The 26,996-nt window shown below is 44.4% G+C and carries 25 protein-coding genes; 12 read left to right on the forward strand and 13 right to left on the reverse strand.

Annotation, left to right across the window (positions count from 1 at the left end; all coding sequences use genetic code 11):
- The first annotated feature begins 10 nt into the window (after positions 1 to 10).
- From glgB to msrB, 4 genes are all read left to right on the forward strand, one after another.
- Entirely contained in the window at positions 11 to 2,212 is a 2,202-nt protein-coding gene (gene glgB, locus JV36_RS0117720; RefSeq protein WP_032096648.1) for a 1,4-alpha-glucan branching protein GlgB, read from the forward strand.
- A gap of 81 nt (positions 2,213 to 2,293) precedes the next feature.
- The gene (gene glgX / locus JV36_RS0117725) at positions 2,294 to 4,381 is read left to right on the forward strand and encodes a glycogen debranching protein GlgX (protein ID WP_442853197.1); all 2,088 of its coding nucleotides are present in this window, start codon (positions 2,294 to 2,296) and stop codon (positions 4,379 to 4,381) included.
- A 123-nt stretch (positions 4,382 to 4,504) separates the two neighbouring features.
- On the forward strand, positions 4,505 to 6,058 hold the full coding sequence (gndA, locus tag JV36_RS0117730) for an NADP-dependent phosphogluconate dehydrogenase (RefSeq protein ID WP_032096647.1): 1,554 nt from the start codon (positions 4,505 to 4,507) through the stop codon (positions 6,056 to 6,058).
- A 177-nt stretch (positions 6,059 to 6,235) separates the two neighbouring features.
- Positions 6,236 to 6,634, forward strand: coding sequence for a peptide-methionine (R)-S-oxide reductase MsrB (gene msrB, locus JV36_RS0117735; RefSeq protein WP_032096646.1), 399 nt, complete (start codon positions 6,236 to 6,238; stop codon positions 6,632 to 6,634).
- A 143-nt stretch (positions 6,635 to 6,777) separates the two neighbouring features.
- Here the strand turns inward: msrB and JV36_RS0117740 are convergent, their stop codons facing one another.
- Positions 6,778 to 7,629, reverse strand: a complete 852-nt coding sequence (locus tag JV36_RS0117740) for a DUF2989 domain-containing protein (RefSeq protein WP_152561566.1) — start codon at positions 7,627 to 7,629, stop codon at positions 6,778 to 6,780.
- A gap of 165 nt (positions 7,630 to 7,794) precedes the next feature.
- On the opposite strand from JV36_RS0117740, the gene JV36_RS0117745 reads away from it, so the two are divergent.
- The 7 genes from JV36_RS0117745 to JV36_RS0117775 all read left to right on the forward strand — a co-directional run bounded on the left by JV36_RS0117745 (position 7,795) and on the right by JV36_RS0117775 (position 16,220).
- Positions 7,795 to 9,240: a glyceraldehyde-3-phosphate dehydrogenase gene (locus JV36_RS0117745; protein ID WP_032096644.1), complete on the forward strand. Its 1,446-nt coding sequence runs from the start codon at positions 7,795 to 7,797 to the stop codon at positions 9,238 to 9,240.
- A gap of 206 nt (positions 9,241 to 9,446) precedes the next feature.
- The gene (locus JV36_RS0117750) at positions 9,447 to 10,583 is read left to right on the forward strand and encodes a M14 family metallopeptidase (protein WP_032096643.1); all 1,137 of its coding nucleotides are present in this window, start codon (positions 9,447 to 9,449) and stop codon (positions 10,581 to 10,583) included.
- 92 nt (positions 10,584 to 10,675) lie between these two features.
- Complete coding sequence (locus JV36_RS0117755) at positions 10,676 to 12,346, forward strand: alanine/glycine:cation symporter family protein (RefSeq protein ID WP_032096642.1); 1,671 nt, start codon at positions 10,676 to 10,678, stop codon at positions 12,344 to 12,346.
- A gap of 228 nt (positions 12,347 to 12,574) precedes the next feature.
- A complete protein-coding gene (locus tag JV36_RS0117760; RefSeq protein WP_032096641.1) occupies positions 12,575 to 12,901 on the forward strand; it encodes a Zn-ribbon protein in 327 nt (108 codons plus the stop codon).
- Positions 12,902 to 13,195, forward strand: coding sequence for a YeaC family protein (locus tag JV36_RS0117765; protein ID WP_032096640.1), 294 nt, complete (start codon positions 12,902 to 12,904; stop codon positions 13,193 to 13,195).
- The gene (locus tag JV36_RS0117770; protein ID WP_032096639.1) at positions 13,185 to 16,001 is read left to right on the forward strand and encodes a DUF349 domain-containing protein; all 2,817 of its coding nucleotides are present in this window, start codon (positions 13,185 to 13,187) and stop codon (positions 15,999 to 16,001) included. The genes JV36_RS0117765 and JV36_RS0117770 overlap by 11 nt, the downstream gene beginning before the upstream one ends.
- A complete protein-coding gene (locus tag JV36_RS0117775; RefSeq protein ID WP_032096638.1) occupies positions 16,002 to 16,220 on the forward strand; it encodes a hypothetical protein in 219 nt (72 codons plus the stop codon).
- A 211-nt stretch (positions 16,221 to 16,431) separates the two neighbouring features.
- On the opposite strand, the gene JV36_RS0117780 is transcribed toward JV36_RS0117775, so the two are convergent.
- Positions 16,432 to 16,680, reverse strand: coding sequence for a hypothetical protein (locus tag JV36_RS0117780; protein ID WP_032096637.1), 249 nt, complete (start codon positions 16,678 to 16,680; stop codon positions 16,432 to 16,434).
- A 42-nt stretch (positions 16,681 to 16,722) separates the two neighbouring features.
- A complete protein-coding gene (locus JV36_RS19505; protein WP_032096636.1) occupies positions 16,723 to 16,899 on the reverse strand; it encodes a DUF1328 domain-containing protein in 177 nt (58 codons plus the stop codon).
- 423 nt (positions 16,900 to 17,322) lie between these two features.
- On the opposite strand from JV36_RS19505, the gene yfbR reads away from it, so the two are divergent.
- Positions 17,323 to 17,982 (forward strand): 5'-deoxynucleotidase, encoded by a 660-nt coding sequence (gene yfbR, locus JV36_RS0117790; RefSeq protein WP_032096635.1) that lies wholly within the window; start codon positions 17,323 to 17,325, stop codon positions 17,980 to 17,982.
- 136 nt (positions 17,983 to 18,118) lie between these two features.
- On the opposite strand, the gene JV36_RS0117795 is transcribed toward yfbR, so the two are convergent.
- The 10 genes from JV36_RS0117795 to JV36_RS0117840 all read right to left on the reverse strand — a co-directional run bounded on the left by JV36_RS0117795 (position 18,119) and on the right by JV36_RS0117840 (position 26,988).
- Complete coding sequence (locus JV36_RS0117795; protein ID WP_032096634.1) at positions 18,119 to 18,979, reverse strand: bile acid:sodium symporter family protein; 861 nt, start codon at positions 18,977 to 18,979, stop codon at positions 18,119 to 18,121.
- 540 nt (positions 18,980 to 19,519) lie between these two features.
- Entirely contained in the window at positions 19,520 to 20,164 is a 645-nt protein-coding gene (locus tag JV36_RS0117800; protein ID WP_032096633.1) for a phosphoribosyl-AMP cyclohydrolase, read from the reverse strand.
- A gap of 231 nt (positions 20,165 to 20,395) precedes the next feature.
- Entirely contained in the window at positions 20,396 to 21,004 is a 609-nt protein-coding gene (locus tag JV36_RS0117805; protein ID WP_032096632.1) for a CC0125/CC1285 family lipoprotein, read from the reverse strand.
- A gap of 24 nt (positions 21,005 to 21,028) precedes the next feature.
- The gene (locus tag JV36_RS0117810; protein WP_032096631.1) at positions 21,029 to 21,313 is read right to left on the reverse strand and encodes a hypothetical protein; all 285 of its coding nucleotides are present in this window, start codon (positions 21,311 to 21,313) and stop codon (positions 21,029 to 21,031) included.
- Between the two features lie 108 nt (positions 21,314 to 21,421).
- Complete coding sequence (locus JV36_RS0117815) at positions 21,422 to 21,991, reverse strand: hypothetical protein (protein WP_032096630.1); 570 nt, start codon at positions 21,989 to 21,991, stop codon at positions 21,422 to 21,424.
- 2 nt (positions 21,992 to 21,993) lie between these two features.
- Entirely contained in the window at positions 21,994 to 22,311 is a 318-nt protein-coding gene (locus JV36_RS0117820) for a hypothetical protein (protein ID WP_032096629.1), read from the reverse strand.
- 329 nt (positions 22,312 to 22,640) lie between these two features.
- Entirely contained in the window at positions 22,641 to 24,791 is a 2,151-nt protein-coding gene (locus tag JV36_RS0117825; RefSeq protein ID WP_032096628.1) for a response regulator, read from the reverse strand.
- An 11-nt stretch (positions 24,792 to 24,802) separates the two neighbouring features.
- Positions 24,803 to 25,255, reverse strand: a complete 453-nt coding sequence (locus JV36_RS0117830; RefSeq protein ID WP_032096627.1) for a response regulator — start codon at positions 25,253 to 25,255, stop codon at positions 24,803 to 24,805.
- Positions 25,245 to 26,759: a sensor histidine kinase gene (locus tag JV36_RS0117835; RefSeq protein ID WP_032096626.1), complete on the reverse strand. Its 1,515-nt coding sequence runs from the start codon at positions 26,757 to 26,759 to the stop codon at positions 25,245 to 25,247. Before JV36_RS0117835 ends, JV36_RS0117830 begins: the two co-directional genes overlap by 11 nt.
- Positions 26,752 to 26,988, reverse strand: coding sequence for a hypothetical protein (locus JV36_RS0117840; protein ID WP_032096625.1), 237 nt, complete (start codon positions 26,986 to 26,988; stop codon positions 26,752 to 26,754). The genes JV36_RS0117835 and JV36_RS0117840 overlap by 8 nt, the downstream gene beginning before the upstream one ends.
- Positions 26,989 to 26,996: the final 8 nt, after the last annotated feature.

Consider the following 26,996-nt stretch of genomic DNA (forward strand, 5'->3'; position numbering starts at 1 on the left):
GGAGTAACAAATGCAGTTAGTGCAGAAGGTAGTTGAGCAGTTTGAACAAGCAAAATGTTCACAACCGTTTTCCCAATTAGGTGTTATCGAGGGCGAAGGTGAATTACTTCTTCGGGTTTGGCGTCCAGAAGCAACATCGATAACGATAACGTGGGATAGCCCTGCACTGAAAGACATTTCGCTACTGCCTATTTCAACCTCAGGTTTATTTGAAGCTGTCATTCCAAGAGATTGTGCTAGTCATGTTTATCGCGTTGTTGTTAATAAAGGGCAGCAACAGTACGATTACATCGACCCATACCAGTTTAAAGAACAGGCATATCACGCCGTTCACTTTATCGACAGCACACCGTTCAATTTGTATCAGCAAGCGGGCGCTCAGTTGCTCACTATAGATGCGGCAGATAATTCATCGGTAGAAGGGGTCAGATATTGTGTGTTCGCACCGAATGCGTCGGCAGTATCGGTAATCGGCGATTTTAACCAGTGGGATGGCCGGGTTCATCCTATGGAAAAAACATCCATGGGTTATTGGGTGTTGTTTATTCCAGGTATGGCCGAAGGCGAGCGCTATAAGTATCAAGTTAAAGATTCTCGTGGCTACGACCTTCCGCACAAAGCCGACCCTCTCGGATTCAGCGCTGAGCAATACCCTTCCCACGCATCTAAAGTATATAACCACGACAACTACACGTGGAATGATGACGAATGGTTGGAGAAACGAAAAGCGAATAAATACACCACACCATTGAGCATTTACGAAGTTCATTTGGGGTCATGGAAACGTCCGAGTAGCGAGAGCGATGCACGCTACTTAAGCTATAAAGAATTAGCTGACAACTTAATCGATTACGTTAGCGATATGGGCTATACCCATGTCGAGTTGTTACCTATTTCTGAGTTTCCGTTTGATGGTTCGTGGGGATATCAGCCAGTGGGTATGTTTGCACCCACAAGCCGATTTGGCGACCCTGACGATTTCAAATACTTTGTCGACCGCTGCCACCAAGCAGGTGTTGGCGTTATTATTGATTGGGTTCCAGCTCATTTTCCTGAAGACGGACACGGATTGGCGCGCTTTGACGGCACGTGCATGTATGAGTATGAGGATCCTAGAAAGGGCTGGCACCCGGATTGGAATTCATGCATTTACGATTTTGGCAAAGACACGGTTCGTCAGTTTTTAGTCGCCAACGCGTTATTCTGGTTAGATAAATTCCACATCGACGGTTTGCGCGTCGACGCCGTAGCATCAATGCTGTACTTGGATTACTCACGCAATGATGGCGAATGGATCCCCAATGTGGATGGCGGCAACGAGAATTACGAAGCTATTAGCCTATTGCGCTGGATGAACGAAGAAGTCTACAAACACTTCCCTGATGCGATGACGATTGCTGAAGAGTCAACGTCTTTCCCTAAAGTATCTCGTCCTGTGTTTGACGGTGGTTTAGGGTTTGGTTTCAAGTGGAACATGGGGTGGATGCACGATTCACTGCACTACATTGCCAAAGACCCCGCATACAGAAATTACCACCACGGCGACATCACCTTCAGCATGGTTTACGCATTTGACGAAAGCTTTGTTTTGCCAATTTCTCACGATGAGGTTGTGCACGGCAAGGGAAGTATGTTGCGTAAAATGCCTGGTGACGAATGGCAGCAAACAGCGAATTTACGTTGCTACGCTGGGTTTATGTACGGGCACCCGGGCAAAAAGCTAAACTTTATGGGTAACGAGTTAGGCCAGTCTTCAGAATGGAATCACGATAGCGAACTAGACTGGGGGCTCTTGAACTTCGACCGCCATGCAGGGGTGCAAGCTGTCTACAAAGCACTTAATCATTTATACAAAACAACCCCTGCGCTTTATGAACAAGATCACCACGCCGATGGTTTTGCATGGATAGACCACAGTAATGCAGGGCAAAGCATCGTTTCATTTGTTCGAAACGCAAAGTCCTCAAAACAAAAAGTGTATGTCATTACAAACTTTACACCAATACCTCATGAAAACTTCAGGGTAGGGGTAGACTCCAAAAATGCGCTGACGCTTGCGCTTAACACCGACGATGAGAAGTTTTGGGGAAGCGGTATGACGGTATTAAGTAAAGCTACACCGCAAAAAACGGCGTGGAATGACAGAGACTACTCGGTAGAACTTACGATACCGCCCCTTGCGACAATATTTTATGTGGTTAATGAAAAGTAGCTATGAAAAGTAAATAGGCGCGGTACACCATAGGCACAGAAAAACGCCCCCTTAGGTATAATTTCGCAAAGTGAATGAGCAGTGAATAAAAACGTGAAGCTGAATAAAATAAACAATATAAAAAGCGGTACATCATTTCCTTTAGGAGCCACTGTAAACGCAGACGGATGTAATTTTGCAGTGTATGCACCTGGGGCATCCACCGTTATATTGTGCCTTTTTAACAGCGATACAGAGCAAACTACTCACGAGCAAGCGTTACCAGAAAAAACCGGGGACGTGTGGCACGGTTTTGTAGATGGCATTGCCGCCGGGCATCTTTATGGCTATCGCGTTGAGCGAACAAAGGGTGACCTTGACGAAGTAACGCGAGAAAAGCTGTTAATCGACCCCTATGCAAAGAAAATTAGCCGACCTATTAAATGGAATCGCCGCCAGTATGACGATGATTCACAGTTTATGGTCCCTAAATGTTTAGTTATTGATGACGCGGCATATGCACATTGTGATACCTCTCGCCCGAATATAGCGAAACACAACCGCATTGTTTACGAAGCCCATGTTAAAGGCCTAACAAAGTTACACCCTGACGTTCCTAAGGCACATCAGGGCAAGTTCCTTGGCGCCGCCCACCCAAGCGTCATTAATCATATTAAAGCACTAGGCGTCACCACCGTGCAATTTATGCCGCTGTGCTCGTTTATGCCAGAACCCTTTATTACAGATAAAGGGCTAACCAATTACTGGGGATATAACCCTGTTAATTTTTTTGCACCAGAACCGCGCTACGGTGTGTCTGACGCACTGGCTGAACTTAAAGAGATGGTGAATAGTTACCATGAGGCCGGTATTGAAGTCATTGTGGATGTGGTATTTAACCATACTGCAGAGGCCGGATTTGGCGGTCCAATATTGTCCTACAAAGGGCTGTGTCCTCATGAGGCCTATTTACTTGAGCAGACGGACGCCGGTGAGGTATTTTATTCAAATCACTCTGGCTGCGGCAATACTATTAACACAGCGCAACCTTTTATGATGGGGCTTATTCTTGATGCCATGCGCCATTGGGTAAACGTTATTGGTATCGATGGGTTTAGGTTTGACCTAGCAGTGTCTCTTGGTCGGGAACCTCAGCATTTTAACAGTCAGTCGGGCCTACTAAGAGCAATTAGTGCAGACCCGGTGCTCAGCGACAAAGTATTGCTTGCTGAGCCGTGGGACATTGGTCCTGGAGGCTATCAAGTCGGTAACTTTGAATCACCGTGGCTAGAAGTGAATGACAAATACCGAGACACCGTTCGCGCGTTTTGGCGCGGCGATGATGGTCAAACACCTGACTTTGCAACCCGCCTAATGGGCTCTAGAGATATATTCCATAAAGGCCATCGCCATATCTCTACGTCAGTCAACAATATTACGTATCACGATGGATTTACTCTGCACGATATGGTGACCTACGCCGATCGCCACAACCTCGATAATTTAGAAGACAATCGTGATGGTCATGGGAACAACCTGTCTGCCAACTACGGCGTTGAAGGGGAGACCAAGGACAGTGCCATTTTGGCAGTTCGTGAACGCCAAAAACGCAACTTGTTTGCCACGCTTATTTTTTCCCAAGGAACCCCGCATATACTCGGTGGCGATGAACTAAGCCGAACGCAAAACGGAAACAATAACGCGTACTGTCAAGACAATGCCATAAGCTGGCTGAATTGGGAGATGAATAAAAGCAAACAAGACTTCCTGCAGTTTTGTCAGTTTGTTATTCGCTTGCGTCAATCATCCACTTTATTGAGCGAGCTAAAACTTCACGATGATTCGTTTACGCTGTCGAGGAATGTGAAAGCCATTAATTGGTTTAAACCAGATGGTTCTGACAAAGCCTCCGAAGACTGGAATGCGCATCACAACAAGGCTTTTGGCGTTGAAATTAAAGGTTACCGTGACGGTAATGTTAAGCCCGAGCATTGGTTTTTATGCGTTAACGCCAGTGAAAATGACGTAAGGTTCCATCTGCCAACGTCAAAACGCCTTGGCGGCTGGACACTACAGCTAGATACCCGTTATGCCTCACTTGATGACCAGCCTTCAATTTGTATTCAGCAGGTCTTTTTACAAGCAAGCAGGTCGTTAACCTTATTCAGTTTCTCTGAATTAACCCGTTAACAGCGAATTAACCTTTACCAGCGGTGGTAAATACGGCATACCGCACTAAATTTTCGATGTTTGACTGTTCTTTATATCATCAAGTGGTAACATGCTCTCCCATCTAAATGTGAGGGTTTTCCTATGCAAAATAATGGTGGCAGTTCGCACAAAGACACTTTGTGCGATATCGGTTTTATCGGTTTAGGGGTAATGGGTAACAACCTTACCATGAACCTAGTAGATCATGGTTATCGAGTGGCATGCTTCGACTTAGATCAAAATAAAGTTGATGCAATTCTTGCCAAAGATGACAGTGAAAGAGAAAGCAATACCCCCCCACGGGTTGAAGGTTGCAGTTCTTATACTGAATTACTCAGTAAACTTAAAGCGCCACACCTCATTATCCTCTCAGTGCCGGCCGGCGACCCCGTTGACCACGTATGTAACCACCTTATTGATGCAGGAATTCAAGCCGACGATATCGTTGTTGATACGGGAAATAGCTTGTGGACCGACTCAGTTGCACGCGAAGAGCAGTACAAAGGCAAATTCATATTCTTCTCTACTGCTGTATCCGGCGGTGAGGTAGGGGCTCGTTTTGGTCCCTCGCTAATGCCATCGGGTAACCCTTACGCGTGGACGCGTATTGAGCCTGTTTTGAAATCTATTGCAGCAAAAGTTGACGCTGAAACCGGCAAGCCTATCGAGAGCTATGTACCGGGTAAGCCCGTGGTTGGCGGTGAGCCCTGCGCGACTTATATAGGCCCTGTGGGTGCAGGCCATTACGTGAAAATGGTGCACAACGGCATCGAATATGCCGATATGCAGCTTATTTGTGAAGCATACCAAATTATGCGCGATGCGCTTCACATGGCGCCTGCCGAAATAGCAGAAGTATTCCGCCGCTGGAACGATGGTAAACTGAATAGCTATCTTATTGAAATCAGTGCCGAAGTACTCGAACAGCTAGACCCTGAAACCAAGCAGCCTCTAGTGGATGTTATCTTAGACCGAGCAGGGCAAAAAGGCACTGGCCTGTGGACTGCGGTAAGTGCGTTGCAGGTGGGAAGCCCGGCTCAAACGATCACGGCAGCGGTATTTGCTCGCAGTATTTCAAGCCTCAAGGAAGAACGCGTTGCGGCAAGCCAAGTACTGGCAGGCCCAGAAGCCTCTGTGTTTGATGATGAACAAAAAATGTCAATCATCAACAAGCTTGAACAGGCACTATATTGCTCGAAAATCTGTGCTTACGCTCAAGGTTTCCAGCTAATGGCAATGGCAGGTAAAGAGCATGGCTGGACATTAGACTTTGGCGAAATAGCAAAAATATGGCGAGCTGGATGTATTATCCGCGCTGTATTCTTACAGTCTATTTCAAAAGCGTATGAAAATAACGAAGACCTGGCTAATTTGTTAATGGACCCGTATTTTGCAGAGCAAATTACCGAGTATCAGGCTGATTGGCGTGAGTCTATTGCGCAATCTGCACTAGCAGGAATTCCGTGTCCTGCAATGATGTCGGCACTGAGCTATTACGATTCGTACCGCTCAGCAGTGTTACCGGCAAACCTGCTTCAAGGGCAGCGTGATTACTTTGGTGCACATACCTACCAGCGCGTAGATAAGCCAGCGGGTAAAAAGTACCACATAGAGTGGAGTGATCCTGCAAGACCAGAGACTGCTATAAAACGTTAACGTTAAACACATAGCGAGTTAGCGTAAGGGTGTATTTGGTAACAAATACACCCTTTTTTGTTAGCCAGTTTACCCACATTATTTTGTTAAGAGTGAGGTTTAACAGACTGGCTACAAAGGTGAGCACTGGTAAACCGCTAACGTGAATTGGATTATATTAAACAAAGAGAGGGCGTAATGTCAGACGATAAATGGAAAGAAAAGCTGAGTGAGCAAGAATATCGTATTTGCCGTCAGGCCGAAACAGAGAGACCATTCACTGGCGCATTGCTCGATGAAACCCGTGGTGGTGTGTATGTATGCAAATGCTGCGATGCGCCATTGTTTCCTTCAGACACAAAATTTGATGCAGGGTGCGGTTGGCCTTCGTTTTATAAACAACTGGACGATGGCAATGTAGATTACCGCGAAGATGTATCTCACGGCATGCGTCGAGTAGAAATAATATGTAAGCAGTGTGATTCACACCTAGGCCATGTATTCCCAGATGGCCCAGAACCAACAGGCCAGCGATACTGCGTAAATTCTGTCTCTATGACATTTAAAAGTGAGAATAACGAAGTAGTAAAAGGCTAGCACCACGGGCTAGGTTAAAGGTAAACAGGTGGTTAAAGTTTAAGCTTGTTTCGTTATCGCTTTCAATAATAGAAAAAAAACCGCCAACGAAAGGCGGTTTTTTTGTGTTTTATACGCTTTTAAAATGTAATTTACTTTCAATATCAGAGCTTGTTGAGCTTTAATTTTGCAGCATCAAACGTATTGCTATCGAGGGCACTGATGATGTCAGCGGTGACCGAGTCTAGTATGTCTGTAGGTAAGTCGAAGCGTTCGCCTAACTGCACGCGCTGAGTGTCAGGTAATCTATCGTCATACTCTTCTGCTACGCCATACCACACATAAGCCATTTGGTAGTTGTCTGCATCAATGCCTATTGATGCCAGAGAATGATAAACGCCAATATCAATGTCGTCACTGTCGGTATACAGGCTTAGTGCGCGATAAAGTGTCTCTATGGTTCGCGTAGGATCGTTTTTAATTTGCACAGAGGCCAAATTAACCAGCAGTTCAGGATCTTTGACTTGGTTACTCGCTGCATAACGTTCGAAGCGATGAAACGCGTCGTCATCACCGAAGCGCGTCCAGTGATAATAGCTTAGGTGAGGGTCTAAAGAGTCTTTTGTTTCTCGGGCTAAACGCTGCAGTTCTCTTCTTGCGGTAATCACCCCTTTTAGACGCGTTGCTTCCTTACCTTTACGCTTTATATGCTCAATGTGCTGTACTTCTTGAACGCACTCAAGGTAGGTTTCGAAAGACAAGAGTAGGGGGTATTTATATGCATCACTCGACGGGTTTTGATTGTAGTAACGCAGCCTAATAATTTCTGCTCTTTGCGGCGTGCATCGAGCATCTAAGCTCAAGTCTACGCACATGTTCTCATGTTCTGCGCAAATTTCTTTGATGGTAGGCTCGAACCAATCACTACAGCCACTTATCACAACTAACGACGCCACAAGGCAGGCAGCTTTATAATGACTTGTTGGAAACTTACTAAATAATGTACGTCCATTCATAAAATATACTGCATTTTTGAAATTAATAGACAATTTGGTCTTCCCTGCGTGTTTAATTAAGATACGTCCCACGATCGTCAGGCAAAAACTCACCTACGTGTACCCTAAGAATAATAAAAAGCTGACGTGAAACCAACGTAAATTTACATCCATGAAGGCTGAAGCATGAATCAACAGTACGAGCAGGAATTACAAAGTAGCTGGCAAGAGCGTCAGGAATACGCAGAAATTATGCTGCCTTTGATAGGCAAGCTGTATCGCAACAAAGCCGTAGAGATATCCGTATACGGCCGCTCTCTTCTCAATGCCAGTGCTATCGACATCATTAAAGCGCACCGCAAGGTCCGTTTGCACGAAGGCATCAAGTTACGTTTGCGTGAAAGCTACCCTATATTGGAAGCGCTCAGTACAATGAAGATTGCTCCAGCGCAAATTGATATCGGCAAGTTGGCGTTTGACTTTCACTATGGTTCTGCCGTTGATAACGATGACTTAACTGCTTACCTCACTGACAAACTCAGTGATGTGGTTGATAAAGACGATAATCAGCAGCCTCAAGATGTTGTGCTTTACGGTTTTGGTCGAATAGGTCGTTTACTAGCTCGTTTGCTCATCGAGCGTCAGGGTAAAAACAACAAGCTTCGTTTACGTGCCATTGTAGTGCGCGGCGGTCGCGATGGCGATTTGGAAAAACGTGCAAGTTTACTTCGCAGAGACTCAGTACACGGTCCATTCAACGGCAGTATTACGATTGACCACGAGCGCAATGCACTAAAAGCAAACGGCTCGTTTATCCAGGTTATCTATGCGAACAGCCCTGATGAAGTGGATTACACACAATACGGTATCGACAACGCTATTATCATTGATAACACGGGTATTTGGCGCGACCGAGACGGATTAGGTCTTCACTTAAAAGCAAAAGGCGCAGCAAAAGCGGTACTGACCGCGCCTGGTAAAGGCGACATTAAAAACATCGTACATGGTGTGAATGATGGCGAAGTGACCCTTGATGACACCATTGTATCGGCAGCCAGCTGTACCACCAACGCTATTACACCAGTGTTAAAAGCCCTTGATGAAGAATATGGCATTAAGAATGGTCACGTTGAAACTGTTCATTCTTACACAAACGATCAAAACCTTATCGATAACTATCACAAAGGGGACCGTCGAGGCCGAAGTGCACCACTTAATATGGTGATCACCGAAACCGGCGCAGCGAAAGCAGTGGCGAAAGCATACCCTAAATTAGGCGGTAAGCTTACGGGTAACGCGATTCGAGTGCCTACCCCGAATGTGTCTATGGCAATTTTGAACCTCAATTTAGAGAAAGCCACAGACAAGCTATCGGTTAACGAATTCTTACGCGATACCGCCTTATTCTCTAAATTGCAGCACCAAATAGACTACACGGCGAGTAAAGAAATTGTATCTACCGACTTGGTAGGTTCAAGAGCTGCATCAGTCGTAGATTCACAGGCAACCATCGTGTCTGATGACCGATTAACGCTTTACGTATGGTACGATAACGAGTTTGGTTATAGCTGCCAGGTGCTTCGCGTAGTTCGCGATATGGCTAACCTTAGCTTTCCAACGCTACCGCTTTAGTAAGTTAAGCGGCTGCTGAAATCAGTGCACCGCCGCTAGCTAGAGCACCAAGCGTTAATTGATTAAAAAACCGACCAACAAGGTCGGTTTTTTATTAGTGTAAACAAAATGTGTACTTCATGCTGGTAAAACCAGCCAGTGCACATGGTATTTGTGTCGCTGACTATGCTAAATTAGCGCACAAATAATAAGGGAAACGACAGTCTATGCATATCTCCAGTCAATTCGACAGCGGCAACATCAATGTTGTGAGCGCAGAGTCTCCAGAAGATATTCTTCTCACTATACCGAAAGACAACCAATCAGAATTTGCCCAATGGTTTCATTTTCGTCTTGTGGGCGAAACGTTTGTCACTCACAAAATGACCATCCAAGGGTTGGCAAAATCTGCGTATCCAGATGGTTGGAAGGGGTATAACGTCCTTGCTTCTTACGATAGGCAAACCTGGTTTCGCGTTCCAAGTGAATTTGACGGCGACAATCTTACCTTCTCACTCACGTTAGAACAGCCAAGCGTGTATTTTGCGTATTTCATTCCTTATAGCTATGAACGCCACCTAGATCTAGTTCACGACGCGCAAATGTCACTGTTGTGTGAGCACCGCTTTCTAGGGCTAACGTTAGATGGCCGTGACATGTCGATGTTAGTTATTGGCGAAGAAACACCTAACAAGAAAAAAGTATGGATAACAGCCCGCCAGCATCCTGGTGAAACCATGGCTGAATGGTGCGCAGAGGGCATTATTTATCGGTTACTGGACGAACAAGACGGTTTGGCTCGACAGTTGCTTGATAACGCCGTGTTCTATGTCGTGCCAAACATGAACCCGGACGGCAGTGCCAGAGGGCATTTGCGTACAAACGCTGTGGGCACCAACTTAAACCGCGAATGGGCAACACCGACACCTGAAAAAAGTCCTGAAGTACTGTTTGTATTAAAGGCGATGGAAGATGCAGGCGTGGATATGTACCTCGATTTGCACGGTGATGAAGCACTGCCGTACAATTTTGTTGCAGGCGGCGAAGGAAACCCGAGTTATAACGACGAAATAAAAGCGTCAGAAGATACATTTAAATCGGCTCTACTTAATGCAACACCAGAGTTTCAAGATGAATTTGGCTACGACAAAGACGCGCCGGGTAAAGCAAACCTAACGGTGGCGTCGAATGCAGTGGGCGAAAAATTCACTTGCATAGCGTATACCGTTGAAATGCCGTTTAAAGATAATGCAAACGTGCCTGACGATGTTTATGGTTGGTCTGTTCAGCGATGCCGTCAGCTTGGCGAAGATATTCTCGTCGCTGTTAATGCTGTGGTAAAAAAACTCAATAACGATAAATAAAAAGAAGCGCCCGCTTCTAACAATAAAGGCCTCAGAGAATGAGGTTTTTTGATAAAAACAACAAAACGAAATAATAAAAAAGGGGAAATACCTTGGAAGGGTTATACGGTTTACTTATCACGCTTGATAGCTTCTTGGGGGGCGCAAGTTGGTTTCCTTTTGTGCTTCTTGGTGTGGGCTTATTCTTCACAGTTTACTTGAAGTTTCCGCAAATTCGATTCTTCAAACATGCATGGCAGGTTATTACTGGTAAGTTTGATAAAGAGAGCGATCCTGGTGATACCACACACTTTAGAGCGTTAACCACGGCACTTTCAGGTACCGTTGGAACAGGTAATATATCTGGTGTTGCTTTCGCTATTTTTCTCGGCGGCCCGGCGGCGCTATTTTGGATGTGGGTTACGGCCTTTTTAGGTATGACGACAAAGTTCGTCGAAGTGACCTTGTCGCACAAGTACCGAGTTAAGACAGAAGACGGCACGATGGCCGGCGGACCTATGTACTACATGGACCGTCGCTTAAACATGAAGTGGTTAGCCGTCGCATTTGCAATTGCCACTGTAGTAAGCTCGTTTGGAACGGGTAACCTTCCACAAAGCAACGGTATTGCACAAAGCATCGAAGCCACCTTTGGTTTCGAACCTTGGCTTGTGGGTAGCGTGCTAGGTATTTTGCTTGCGCTGGTTATTCTAGGCGGCATTCAACGTATTGCGGCATTCACCGCCCGCGTTGTTCCTGCAATGGCGGTTATCTACCTCATTGGCGCTATGGCGGTTATTTTTGCCAACCTTGAGAATATCATTCCCTCGTTCTTATCGGTAATCAGCGATGCGTTTACCGGGTCTGCCGCAGCAGGTGGATTCTTAGGTGCCTCACTTGCCTACGCATTCAACCGTGGTGTAAACCGTGGTTTGTTTTCAAACGAAGCGGGTCAGGGTTCTGCGCCTATCGCTCACGCGGCTGCTAAAACCAAAGAGCCTGCATCAGAAGGTATGGTGTCTTTATTAGAGCCATTTATTGATACTATTCTAATTTGTACTATTACTGGCTTAGTGATTCTTTCTTCTGGCGTGTGGAAAGAGAAGCATGAAAATGTATTCGACCGTTCAGACATGTTCTTTATAGCAGGCGAATATGATGATAGTGAATCAAAAGATGTCGAAACGCTATACGGCTTTTTAAACGGGGTTGAAGGTAACGAAATTAAACCATTTACAGGTGCGATTACCGTAGTCAATGGCACCGCAGTAAGCGGCGATTTCACCCTAATAAACTCTCGTTCAGTAGCAGAAGACGTGAAGTACTCGGTGGGCAGTGAAGATTTATTTACCGGTACGTTGAAAATAGAGGACGGTAAACCGCTAAAAGAGAACCTAGAGGTAAGCGGTAAGTCCTTGGTTCACTCTGCTGCACTGACTACTATTGCATTTACCCGAGGCTTCTTCGGTGATTTCGGGCAATATATCGTGTCGGTTGGTTTGCTTTTATTTGCGTTTTCAACGGCAATTGCATGGTCGTATTATGGTGACCGTGCGATGACATACCTTCTCGGTCCCCGTTCTGTTATGCCTTATCGAGTCATTTATGTCGCTGGCTTTGTATGGGCTGCGTTCTCAGATACTACATTGGTATGGGCGCTCTCTGCGGTAGCAATTGTGGTTATGACGCTACCTAACTTATTTGGCATATTAATGCTTAGTAAGGAGATGAAAGAGACAGTGAACGATTATTGGTCAAGAACCAAAAATAACCGCGATAAATGAATTAAGATTAAGACAAACAAGTAGTCTTAATCGGCTTCTAAACAGTAATAAAATGCGTGTTACGGCGTTATTCTTAGAATAACCCTTACACGCATTTTTGTTTGCGAAGTGTATAATCCGACTTCATTGTTGTAATCAACTTCAGTATGATACTCGTCCGCGAGATAATAGTACGCGCTGGCGTATTGTTTTCGTTTCTTACTCGCAGCGAATAAACAGGAGCAACACATGGCATTAGTTGACTGCCCGTCGTGCAAGAAAAAAACATCTGACAAGGCAAAAGAGTGTCCACATTGCGGATTTAAAGTTGGCGATGCAACGTCTGAAGATGTTGAGCGCAAGCAAAGCCTTAACCGTTTTCAAAAACTTCAAAGCATTCAAAATCAATCACTGCTGGCTATGCTGATATTTGTGGCAAGTTTTGGTTTTATGTATTGGGGTGGAACTAGACCGGGTGATTTGCAGCACAACCTCGCTATTTTAGGCGCTATTGTAGGTTTCGCTTGGTACCTCGTAAACCGAGCTCGAATTGTAATGATTAAGCGTTTCTCATAAATGAATATAGATGCACTAGTAAGTAGCATGACGCCAGAGGTTTACGAACGCTTGCGTCAAGCCGTAGAGACCGGGAAGTGGGTTGATGGAACGCCACTTAACGAAGAGCAAAAAGCCAGCACTATGCAGGCAGTTATGTTGTATCAGGCGAAAATTGAAAAATCGTCTGAACACATGACAGTAGGAGAGGGTGGCGAAATTGTGCATAAAAGCAAAGCCGATTTCAAACGCTCTCTATCGGACCACCAAAATGATAACAACACGATAGCGCGGTTCAAACAGGATGATATTTAGTCGTATATTTGCTCCTTCTCATACCAGTCAAAAGCCAGAAAAAAGACTGGAAGCCATTGAAAAACTCTCACCGGAAAAACCTCAAGACAAAACAATTCTACATGAGCTGGCTTTTAACGATGATAATGCAGACGTTAGTCTTGCGGCGTTGGCAAAGTTAGATAGTTTCGTGCTATGGCAAAAGATGGCACAAATTGCCAAGTCGCCAAAAGTAAAAAAAGCGGCCCAGCACAGTGTGAGCGAAGCGATATCAGGCAAAGGCAGTGTAGCCCTTAGCGCAGAAGAAAAGTCTTCGTTTTTGCAAGAAACGGCAAGCACAGATGTAATCATTGATGTAGTCCAGCGCGAGCCTGAGCTGCTAGGTAATACTGAGTTGGCCTTTGCGCTATTAGCCAAAGTCGACAAGCCTTCGTTTACGCAACACGTTTTTTTACATGCGAATAATGACCAATTACAACGCCAGCTTATCAGCAGTCAGTCTCAGACAAATACACTGCAAAAATGGGCAAAAAAACTGAGCGATTCCCCTACGCTTGATGCGATCAATAACCGAATCGATGAAATAAGGGCAGCAGAGCAAAAGCCTGTAGAACTTAAAAAGCAACTTACACTGTGCTTGTCTAAATACCGTGCGCTACTTGATAAAGCCGATGTTGAACAGGTTGTAGATTTGCAGTCCAGTTACCACAGTGAGCTGGAAGGCTTGTTTGCTCAAGCGGGCGTTCTTTCAACTGACGATAAGCAAGAGTTCGAAGAAAAGCGTAGCAAAATAACTGAGCAAGTTACGCGCTATGTAGACAGGATCCGTCCTGCGTGGGAAGAGAAGCAAAAGTCGGCGGTACTTGCAAATACACAAGCCCTTTGCGAACAGCAGCTAACCCATGCGAAAGAACAAGTAGGTTGGTTATTCAACACGCGCTTGTGTGAAGCCACGTTAGCCGATGTTGCAACGGTAAATGAAAGCGTAAGAGGTGTCGAGGCTACGCTGGAACAGTTGGGGCAGCTTGGCAGCAATGACAAGCGAGTCAACGAGATTCAATTAGCTGTTGATGGGCTAAATACAAAGCTTGAAGCTTTTTCCATGCAGCAGCAGTACGGTCAAAAGTTATTGTCTAGACTGAACGTCGTTGAAGACGTGGCGCAAAAATTAAACAGTGCTGATGTGAGTGATGAACACAAGCGCGACTTACGCAGCGAATTTGATACTGCGATAGAGGAATACTCAGCTATCAGTCGCGAGCTTATTGCGCAGCCCAAAGCGCTTTTACAGCGTTTTAAGGCAGCAACTAAGCAAGTGAGAGCCGATGAAAAAGCCGCTAAGTCAAAGCACCAAGACGAACTGAGACACGTTAGAAAGCAAATAAGCATTGTTGATAACCTAGTTTCACAGGGTAAGTTTCGTGCGGCGATGGCTAAGTTTAAGAAACTGTCTGATAATGTGGCTTCGCTGCCTGAAAGTTTAAAGAAAGACATCGATAAGCGTTTTCAGAAGACGGCTGACGACATAGCCAGGCTAGAAGGATGGCAGAGTTATATCGCCGCGCCGCGAAAACCTGCTTTAGTTGAAGAGGCCAAAGAGCTGGCCGCTACGCCAGCAGAGAACATAAAACAGCGCAGTGAGTCGATAAAGTATTTACGTAGCCAATGGTTATCGCTGAATACACCATCTGCAGGAGACAATGAGCAAGAAAATGCAGCGCTGCAGCAGGATTTTGATAATGCACTAGAAAAGGCGTTTGAGCCTTGTAGGGAGCATTACGCTAAATTAGATGCTGAACGAGCTGCAGCGTTAGAACTGCGTCGTTCGATTATTGAAAAAGTAGCGTCGGTACCCGAAGACATTGAACCAACTGAATTAAGCAAAACCCTCGATAGGCTTGCCAAGCAGTGGCGAGCTTGCGGTCAAGTTGAAAAGCAAGCTTACGAGGAACTCAAGGTCGAGTGGAAGGCTGTGTTTTCACCCCTTCAAAAGCGCGTTTATGGTTGGCAGAGTGACAATCAGGCGCTTAAGCAAACGCTAGTGGATAAGGTTAATGCGCTACAAGATGCTGATGATATTAGTGATGCAGCAGAGTCTGCGCAGCAACTACAGCAAGAATGGAAGCGTATTGGACATGCCGGTAAGCGCGAAGAAAGCCGGTTGTGGGCAGAATTTAAAGCCAGTAATGATGCTATTTTCGAACGTTTAAAAACCCAGCGTAAAGCGCAAACTAGTGAGTATACTGAGCAAGCTGAAAAGCTGTTGTCTTCTATCGCGTCTATCTCTGTAGAAGTTGACGACAGTACTTTTCACAGTGCAGTTCAGCCTATTCAAGAAGCCATGTTAGCACTGCCAAAACCACAGCGAGTGAAGGTAGAACGCAAGCTTGAGACGCTCTTTAAGCAAAGAGAGTCTATGCAGCGTGAACATGACGCAAAAGTGATAGAGGCGCGAGCTCATGCCATTATTCGGTTGCTGCAAAATGATGAACCTGAGTCTAGGAATGAGCTTTTAGAAATCTTAGGCAAACGTTGGTCGAATTTACTGACTAACGCTAGTGCATCAAATGTGCCGAGGAACGATAGAGCGTGGTTAACGGTAGCGTTAGAGGTGGCGAGTGGTATGCCTAGTCCGCAATCTGATGCATCGGTACGTTCGAGTGTGCAGCTTCAAATGATGACGGCAAAACTTGAGCAAGGTGAAGCCCCAGAGGCCCAAGAAATATTGAGCGATTGGTTACAACATGGTGAAGTAAAAGAAGACGAAAGCGGTCTTTTACAGCGTGTAGTTACCATTATCGATAACAATCCGAGTATGTTGGCATAGATGGAAAATAGTGTAGAGTTTCAATTTGATACAGAGATGTCAGCGTATCGATTTCTCAATACTGTAAAACATGTTGATGCAGACGGGTTACGGGCTAAGTTTGGTCAAACTGATCATCATGTTAGTGTGAAGTACACCTATATTGTGGGTGAATTTGATGAAACCCTGTCGATACTAGATGACTTGGCAAGGGATCTCGGCGGTATAGAGGTTTCTTAACGTCGTTCTCTTTGCGTCAGCCAAACTCAGTTTAAACAAGGGCCAATTTAATAAGGTCAGTTCAAACAAGGTCAGTTCAAACAAAGACCAGGACACGCAAACATAAAAAAGACCGGTATAAACCGGCCTTTTTTGATTTCTGTAAAATATGTAGGTAGCTATGCTTGTTATCTAGCTACACAACTACACAATTACATAACTACTTAGTAAATTAACAGTCGTCGTCTTCTGCTTCAACGCCTTCTTTAACGTCTTCACATGCATCTTCTACGGCGTTACCAGCGTCGTTGGCCATATCGCCAATTTTGTCACCACCGTCTTCAAGCGCATTGCCAGCGTCTGTGACCATTTCGTCAAGTTCTTCGCCTGCGCTTTCCGCGTCGTTTTCACTACACGCTGCTAGTGAAAGTACAAATGCTGATGCTGCTACTACTTTTAATAAATTCTTGAATGAACTCATGTCCTTACTCCTTTTCAATTACTACTGTATATAATATGTTGTTTACGCTTTCGGTGCTTTACCGCGCAAGGCATTCACTAGAAGTGATATGACAAGAAAGGCGACAAATACAAAAAATAATATCTGTGCAATTCCTGTTGCTGCCCCAGCGATGCCTCCGAAACCAAAAACTGCTGCAATAATGGCGATAATAAAAAATGTGATTGCCCAACCTAACATGACTTATTCCCTCTTGTTGCTTCCGTTACGTTCACAATAGCTGTTGCTATGATTAAGCTCCTGCTATGTATAAACTGTTGTTACATTAGTTAATGCTATCTTCGTGCCTAAGTTGCAAGTCATTGAAAATATTAAAATAATTTTATTTTCTAAACTTTTGCTTGGTGTGAAGTTCACAATGTATAGACAATAGTTACAGGTAAATTGCATTTTTTACATTCTTACTAAAATACTCGGATATGTGATTGGAGCCATGTAATAAGTGCTACGTAATAAGGGCTACGTAATAAGGGCTACGCAATTTGCGTTGCGCATATAGGTAACAAGGCGATAGAGTTTAGTTGTTAGAATCGAGCAGATGATAAATGGTCGTGTGCACAATTGTTCACATAACATTATTCATAAAAAAAGGAGACGGCGTTTATGGCAAATACACATTCGGCATTTATAGGGCTTATGCAGCGTGCGCGCAACGTCAAGCGCTGGCCGCTAATGGCGCAGTTCCAAGATGAAATGCTATCGACTCATATTTATGAGGCGTCGGTGGTAGCGCATATGCTAGGCGCCATTGCATGTGATGTATTTAACGAAGATGTGGACCCAGATCGTGTGGCGGCAATGGCTATTTTCCACGAGGGAAGTGAAATAGCGGGGATGAGCGATATTCCAAGCCCGGTCAAATACCACGATCCTGAAACCACTGCGGCGATTAAAAAATTAGAACGTCGTTTTGAAGCTATGTTAATAAAAACTTTACCTGAAGCACTCCAGCAGCGATATCAATCGCTAATTGAGCAAGACAAGGAAGATGTTCATGTGACGCTTGCAAAGGCTGCTGACGTGCTCTGTGCTTATTTGAAATGTGACTACGAGCTATCCAAGTCGAATTCTGAGTTCTCCAACGCGATGCAAGAAATGGAAGTGCAGCTAAAGCGCTATAAGGAAAAGCTACCCGCCGTTGGCTATTTCTGCCAAATATTCCTTGAAGATGCTAAGGGAACCCTAGATGAGCAAACAAAAGATTTGGAGTGGATAGAGCGAGCGAACACGCTCCATCTTGACAGTAACGAAAGCGGAAAGTAAAGCAAACAAGCCTATGTGTGTACTGCAAGCATTCGCGATAGGGAAGGTCAACGCTGATAGCAGTATTTAAAAAGCGGCACTCAAAAAACGGCATTCAAAAAGCGGCATTCAAAAAAAGAATCACCGATGATGCAGTTTATTTCATTCTCTTGCGTTTTGCCCAAATAGCAAGCAAAGCAGGGCCTATATACATTGCAATACCGTACACGCCTGGCGCGATAGCATAATCAGGCGCTTTTAAAAATGTAATACAAATCAACATGGCGAGAGCCGCGTTCTGAACACCTATCTCAATAGCAAGGGTTAGAGAATCTTTAAACGAAGCTGCGGATACTTTTGATAGTATTAATCCCATCAACACAGAACTGAGATTAAGGGTAAGGCATACTAAAAATGCGCTTTCAAATGAAGTCGCTAAGTTATCGCGCTCCGACACGAGTACGCCCACAATCATTGCCAACATAAAATACATGGAAAACTGACGAAAAAAAGTTTCCGTCTTTGTCGCAAAGCCTGTGAAAAGACGTCGAATGATCATGCCTATCACTACGGGTAAGATAGATACGCCAATAAGCCCTAACACGGTTTCAACAACCGAGAAAGCAGGCGCATTTTCTTTTACAAAGTAATCGATAGCGAACTGAATAATGAAAGGCGTGGTAAAAACACAGGCAATAGTGGAGATGGCGGTTAAACTTACAGACAGCGCCAGATTAGCTTTCGCGATATGACTGATTAAGTTACTCGTGGTTCCCCCAGGGCATGCTGCCAAAATCATGATACCCACAGCAATATAGGGCGGCAGTTCAAACGCGAGACAAATAGCAAAAGTGAGTAGAGGCAACAATACTATTTGACCCAAGAAACCGGTCAAAATAGCTTTAGGCGCTTTAAGTAACCGTCCAAAATTAGAAATAGTTAGCGTTAAGCCCATACCGAACATCACAAACGCCAACGCTAGAGGTAGTAATACCTCAGTAAGTACAGATGCCTGCACGCATACGCCCCTTAACACAGCAACTTATTATAGTGGCGCTAGTGTACTCTGTTTAACAATAGATAGAAGTGATGACCCGTTATTAAGATTGATTAATTCTACGAATGATAAAATGAGCACAAACGTATATCGGGCGCTTTAATGAAAATTGGCAAGGGCTGTCATGATAGCCGCCGAAAGCGTTAATAGAATTTGCCGAGGGCGGTCATTAAAGTTGCCGAGAGCGTCAATTAAAATTGCCCAAGGGCGGTCATGAAAATTGCCGAGAGCGTCAATGAAGAATAACGAGTGCACTGTCATTAAGGCTATAAAATCAAATAGCCCAAAATTTATTGAAAAAGTTCAGCACGTACTATTAAAAAGACCAGAGTGCTAAAGCGCTCTGGTCTCTATTGTTCAGGAGCTTTGCTGGCTATTTTTATTAAAAACACGCTATTCGCAATACCGTATTTGCCAAACGCTATTCGCAATACCGTATCTGCCAAGCTCTACTCACAAGGCTCATTTGAAAAGCCCATGTAGAGAAACGGTCTAGGCAGACTAGCTGGCAGTGGGGTTGTAAGGTAACGACGATTGGTGAGCAACAATACGTAAGTTTCCGTCACTGTCTTTAACATAGGCAAAGGTATACTCCACTTTAGTTTCGCCGCCATTGGTATCTGTGAAAAAGTAATTGCCCATGGCAACTGCCATTCTGCAGCTATTGTTGATAATGCCTACATTGTCAAATTTAACATTGGTATACGGTTTTATTGCAAAGCCCTTATCTTCTTCGTACGCATCGTTACCGCCCACAAAATAGGAAAGAGCGGCATCGAAACTTGAGCGAAATTGATCTTCGGCTGCCAAGGTTGGTTTAAACAGTACACTACTCAGATCGTACCCATACATATCTTGGATAAAATCAGCAGCTTCATCAGAATAGTTGCCGCTATTAGTAAACACTGAGCCGATTCTGACAATGCCGTTCCCCCACATTTTTTGCGCAGCAATGATCTCTCTTTCCGTAATGCAGGTGTTTGAATACAGTAACGAGTTGTCTAGTGCTTCTGCAGTAAGCGAAGCCTTTGCTTGCGCGCCACTTTTGGGAGGTTGCGTATCGGCTACAGCACTGCATGCAGACGCTAACAGGATTGAGGCGATAGCAGCGGTAATTTTTGAGCGAGTTGCTTTTACATTTTTCATAGCATACATCCTAAATTTAATAACAATAATTTTGCTAGAAGCATGTGCAATATCAAACTCATTGCAATGCGATAGCTAAAGGATATACACAACGAATGACGTGTACTTTTTCAGAGGATTAAAAACTGATTAACGCAGGGTTAATCTTAAACGCGTTCAGTGAAAAAGAGGCATCCGATGCGCTGAAATCTGATTAACAATGCATCGAATGTATTCTTTTGAGGCTACGTCTTAGTAACCTTTATTTTTTTCATCAAGCGGCGTAGCAAGGAGTTCAGATACCGAAAATGCGTTTACACCTAAGCTCTGCTCGTCATTCGACATTGAGGTGACGATTGAAAAGTATATGTCTTTCATTGCCGTTTTTTCAATATCACTTGGATTTGGCACAGTAGAAGGTTGCGCAACATCTGAACAGCCTGACATGGTGCACTGTTTATCTGACGGAAAAACCACGGGCTCATCGTTGCTCATAATAACTTCGCGAGCAAGCACACGTTTTTTAGTGATGTTGGTCTTTGTTACTGCTACGTAGTCGAAGTTATTTTGTTTTGCTATTTCTGCCGCTCGACGCAGCGCGTACTGCTGCACTTTGTCAGCAGGTGTTCTATCCGATGCCTTAAATAAAATACGGTATTCACCATTACCCAGCTCTTCGCTTGAATAGCCGTAACTTTGTTCAGAATTTGCCGATTTATAAGGCGTTGGCGTGGCAACAGGTACTGACGAGCAGCCTGTTAGTAAAGCGGTGACTGCAATGCCCACGCCTAAGAGTAGGTGAGTGGGTCTCGATTTTACGTGGCTGCTTTTTAGAGCGTTTTTTTCCAACTTACGGCGCATTTACTACTTCCTTTCGTCACACAATTATAATTTAAACAGCGATAGCAAAGCAGTTCTGCCTATCGTCATGAGTGCAGTTTTACGGTTGCTCTTCACTTTTGGTTTTGCATCGGACATTCCTTTATAGGCACCTAACCCTACAATACCTAACAATATTTCTGGTTTGCCCACTAAGTAATGGCATTGTTGCTTTGCTGTTTTTTCGGCAAGGTGAGCATGATGACGCTGCGCATAAAAATCCCGTTCTTTTTGTGCAATGTCAGTCATGTTTTTCTTCAACAAAAATTTATTTAACAATGCGTCTACCATTTTGGATGTCCTTTAAACTATAGCGTAATTCTTGCTAGATGTTAGGTTAGGTGTTGCGTTAGATATCGGGTTAGATTCTGGGTTAGATGTTGTCGTTAAAAAGCGTGCTTAAAGAGAGCGCTTAAACAATGCGATTAGCCGTTCAAAGCTAACGAAACACAGCGATTTTTTCGCAATTCGATAAAACAACACGCTGAGCCCAAGGTTAAAACACAACAAGATAGCAGCGATAAAAATAATACTGATACCCAAAGAGTATAACGCGCCGCCAATCGCTACATTTACGAGCAGCCAGCACACAATGCCAATAACAAAGGCGGCAAGGGCTGCAAAAACTGAAATAAACAGCGACTTTTTGACGAGCATTATTTCGCTATTTACCAAACTTAAATAGGCCGCACCCTGTTTAGTTCGCTGTTTCGCCGCATTTTTAAGTGCGTCAATAACCGCTTCATAGGATGGGTCAGGGTAGGGTGCTTGTTGTTCGTCTAGGTTTTTTTTGTCTTTTGGGGAGGCGTCGTGATATCCAGTACTAACGCTGCCATCGGCGTTAACCGCTATCACAGCATTGTCTACGCCAATGAAATAGAGCGCCTGCTCCGATGGTGGAGTCAGGCGAAACGGATTTTCAGCGCTCATTGTAAAATGAGCGCTATGAAAATCAGGTATTGTTGCCATTATTACTTCTTACGGAATAATGAAGTAACTAGCATGCCCGCTGCAAACGCAAGCCCGGCTGTTGCCACTGGATTTTCAACGGCATAGTTACGCACAGAAGATGCCTGCCATTTTTGTTCAGCGAGACGTTTACGCTCTGACATATTCTCAGCCGATGACGTAGCGGTACGACGAATATTTTCTTCAGCAACACTCGCGTTATCTGCAAGCTTGTCTACAGACTGATGGAGCGACTCTTTCAGTTGATCCGTAACTGGATGACCTTGCTCATTAGAAGTATTTGCTTTTGTCGATGTATTTTTAGCTGTTTGTGTAGCCATAGTATTCTCCTTGATTTTACTAAATGCATCTTTCCCTATTAGTAAAGCAATGGCTGTACCACTGTGTAGGAGGTTCGTAATCTATTGATTTTCAACCATAAAGTTTTTTTGATGCAAGCGGCTATATTATGAGGCAGGAAGAATGCACACAGTATTGTGAACACCCTGTAATAATTTCGCGGATAAGAGTTTAGCAGATAAGCATGTCGAGACTGAGTGGCTCTAGGCTAAGTAGTTCTAGGCTTAGCTAATCCATAGCTAATCCATAGCTAAGCCTTTTGTGGATAGGCCTTTTGTAGGTAGGCTAGTCGTTATAATGAATTAGCGGCTCAAGCAATAACACTTTCTAAGTCATCTTTCGTCACCGGCTTGAGCAAGGCGCTATCAATGCCAATTGTTGACATAATATCTTTATCTGCTTGATGCCCGCTAACAATAGTCAATATGCAGTTACGCTGCTGCGCTTTTAATTCTTTTGCTAGCTCGTAACCATCATAGTCGGGCAATGTTAAGTCCATAAGAACATGGTCAAATTGCTGTTCACTCATTGCTTGCAAGGCATCATTTCCACACAGGCTTTTTACAACATCGCATCCAAGATGTGTTAGAAATAATTGCAACAACTCTGCGGCATCTTCGTCATCCTCGACAACTAATACCTTCTTTTTGCCACTTCCTGCAGTGTCTTTCTCTGTCACCTCATCCGCTATCTGCTCTGTAGTTTGCTGTGAACCAGAAGAGGTTCGCGCTTTCAATAGTTCTGGAATATCTAAGTTGCTGCCACGCTGATGTGACAATGCCGACTCAGGGGCAAAAGGTTTTGTGGTCGGCATGTTCGATACTTGAGCTTCAACATTGGAAAACGTAATAGGGTTGTCTGCAGGTAAGTAAAGTGACAGCAAGCTGGCCAGTGCAAATCTATCAATAGGCTTGCCGATAACATCGTTAAAGCCTTCGCGTATTAGCGACTCTTTAAGCCCTTTTCGACTCGCCGCGGTAACTGCAATAACAGGGAGATTTTTACCATGTCGCCTTATGGCATGAAGGGCTTCAATACCATTCATTACTGGCATATGGATGTCCATGAGTACCAAGTTGAAAGGGGCGTTCTGCTCGTCAGCGTGTAACACTGCTTCAAGTGCTTTAACACCATTTTCCGCATAGCTAATATCGGCTTTTGATTGACTGACTAAGTGACCAGTAAGTCGCCTTATTTCTCTAAGGTCGTCTACAATAAGCACTTTTCCAGTCAACTTTAAATTTAAGTTAGCTGGCTCAACGATTGAAAGTTGACCTAAGGCAAGCTCTTCTATTGGCTGAGTACTTATATCCCCTGGGTTAATGTAAAAACTAAAGCTGCTGCCTTCTCCCATGCGAGAGGTCACTGAAATATCACCATCAAGTTTGCAGACCAACTCTTTACAAATTGCCAGCCCCAGGCCTGCACCGCCATGATTGGCACGCATCACATCTTCAATTTGTTCAAAGGGATGGAAGATATTTTCAAGCTTATCAGGCGCCATACCAATACCGGTATCGTCCACGGTAAATCGCAACACGGTGTCTGGCTGAACAGACTGTTCTTCTAGCGCTAGGTTGCCCGCCTCGGGGGTTTCAATTTCAATGGTAAGTGTAATGGTGCCGTTATCTGTAAATTTCACCGCATTGGTAATTAAATTGAGCAATATTTGGCGAAGACGTGTTGGGTCTGTTTGGATAAACTCAGGCATCTTGGTTTTAGCAACCACATTGAGACTGAGCCCTTTGTCTTTCGCATTCAACTGCATCAAGGAATGTATATCGGTGAGAAATGACGCTAGGTTGACTCGCTTTACATTCAACTCAAGTTTGTCTGCCATGATGCGGGACATGTCGAGTAAGTCGTTAAGCAGGCTCAAGAGGTGTTTACCATTAGAGTGAATAATTGATAACTCTTGCTGAAACGGACTATTTCTCGCGTCGTCAATCAATAGCTCTGTGTAGCCAAGTATTGAAGTAAGTGGCGTTCTTAACTCATGACCCAAATGGGCAAGGAATTTATCCTTTGCTTTGTTTTTTTGCTCTACTTTATTACGTTCTATCCGCTCGTTTTCAATGTCTCTTCGAACGAGAGCATAGCGAATAGTTCGCATAAAGCGGGGTGATTCAATTTCGGACTTTTGTAAGTAATCTGCGGCGCCTGCGCGCATCACCATTTCATCAACCATGGCGTCAGATTGACCCGTTAATATAACAACGGGTACGTTAAATTGATTTGCTTTTAAAATACTTAACACATCGAGCGCATTTTCTGCGCCCAATAAAAAGTCGAGCAAGCACAAATCGAAAGAGCGTTCTTTCAGCGCTTCTAATGCAGCATCGCTGTCGGTCACCCACGTCAACTCGAAATGTGTAGATTCGCACCGTTCTAGATAGTCAGAGGTAAGGAAGTAGTCATCTTCATCATCCTCAATCAATAGAATTTTTATTACCTCTGTCATCTAGTACTCCGCTACTCGTGTGGTAGTTCTACGAATTCAATCCAATAGCGACCAAGTGCTCGCATTAGGTCAACCAAACCCTCAAAATTCACTGGCTTGGTAATATACGAGGCACAACCTAAGTCGTAGCCACGCAACATGTCTTCCTCTTCTTTCGAGGTGGTTAAAATAACCACGGGAATACTGCGCAGTTTAGGGTCGTTCTTCAGTTCTTGAAGTGCTTCGCGGCCATCTTTACGAGGCATATTCAAATCGAGCAAAATGAGACTTGGGCGCGGATACTTTTCGGCATCGGCGTATTTGCCTTCATGGCGCAAGAATTCAAGAAGCTCTACGCCGTCTTCAACACAAAAAAGTGTGTTTAAAACACGAGACTCTTTAAGTGCATCAACGGTGAGTAAACGATCATCCTCGTCATCATCGGCCATTAGTATATTTATTGATTGGGCTTGTTTACGCATCATGCGAAGACTCTCCATTTTCGTTATCTGAGCCGAAAGGCTCGCTGTCTAGGGGTAATATTATATCGAACTTAGCGCCTTTACCGGGTTCGCTGGTGGCGGCTATGGTTCCGTTATGTCTTTCTACAATCCGTCGGCACACCGCAAGTCCAATCCCGGTGCCCTTATATTCACTTCTACCGTGCAACCGCTGAAATGGGGCAAATATTTTTTCGGCAAAAGATTGCTCAAAGCCAATGCCATTGTCAGTAACGGTAATTTTGATCCATTGATACTCATCAGACTTCAGTAATGTGCTTTGCTCATCACTGGTAAGGTCGTTACAGGTTATGTCTATAACTGGTGCCACGTCGGCTGGCTGAAATTTAAGTGCATTAGAGATAAGGTTCAGAAATAGTTGCTCTAACTGCGATTTATCACCACGAATACCCGGCATGTCTGCCACGTTGACTTGTGCAGACTTTTCTTCAATTGCGATTTCAAGGTCGCTCAACACACCAGAGAAAATGGTGTTTAGCTCTACGTCTACAAAATCCTTTCCGCGGGTGGAAACGCGAGAGAATGAAAGCAAATCTGAAATGAGCATAGACATACGCTCAGCAGCGTTAAGCATTCTCGCGAGAAAGTCTTTGCCTCGCTCATCAATCACATCGCCATAGCCAGACTCTATTCTATTGCCGAAAGCGCGGATTTTTCTTAAAGGTTCTTGAAGATCATGCGAGGCGACAAAAGCAAAGTCTTCTAATTCCCTGTTGCTTCTCGCAAGTTCATCGGAATATACACTTAACTCTTGAGTGCGCGCTGCTATTTTGGCCTCTAATTCTTCGTTAATCCCTTCAAGATCAGACTGGTGTTTTTCGTTTTCTCTGGCATTAACCTTAAGCAGCAAAAAGATGGTGACAATAAGAAGTAGGGTAGTGGCTGAAGAAATAATTAACGTATTGACGGAGTCGCGACGCAGTTTCATCAAGCTAGCCAAGTGAGTCCCTTGGATATCTCGCTCAGAACTGTCTACTTCTTCAAACACACGCTCAAATTGATTGTACAAACGTAAACCGCGGTCAGAACGCAAAAGGTCGGTGGCCTGGGCGCGCTGGTCTGAACGAGCTAGCTCTACAATCTCGACCATACTATTGATTTTCTGTTTGGTTAAAACAAGCAATTCACTTATTCGGTCATTTTGTTCGGGGGTGTCTGAGGCAAACGCGCTGACTTCCACTTCTTCAGCGACAGATGAAAACGTATTAAGCGTTTCGGTGTACTCCATCAAATAGGCTTCATCACCGGTGAGTAAATAGCCTCTTTGCCCTGATTCTGCACGAAGTAACGCAACATGAAGCTTGTTAACGGCGCTAATAATACGATTTGTACTGAACAATTTTGCTTCAAGTGCAGATAAGTCGTCTAACGTGTCTACAACGTAAAATGAATTCGCGGTTATAACCGCTATCACCAACACTACCATCAATATCCAGCTATAGAGGGACGACAGAATTTTGTTAATCATCAGACCCATCCGATGCAGACTCACCCATCTTTAAGGTCATTTCAGCTAGCGTATTGCTACAATCTTTTGCGCTTGCAATTATCTTGTCTAATGCTTCAAGAGCTTTCTGAGGTGGGATATCGCCATTGAGCGCCATTTTCACTAACTCCGCCTGCATCGAAATGCGATTTAGCGGTTTACGAGCGTCGTGTACAAAAACGCTCATGGTCGAAAATTCTTCGTCAGTCATTCTATTTG

Origin of the sequence: Alteromonas sp. LOR (genome assembly GCF_000753865.1) — a bacterium.
GTDB lineage: Bacteria > Pseudomonadota > Gammaproteobacteria > Enterobacterales > Alteromonadaceae > Alteromonas.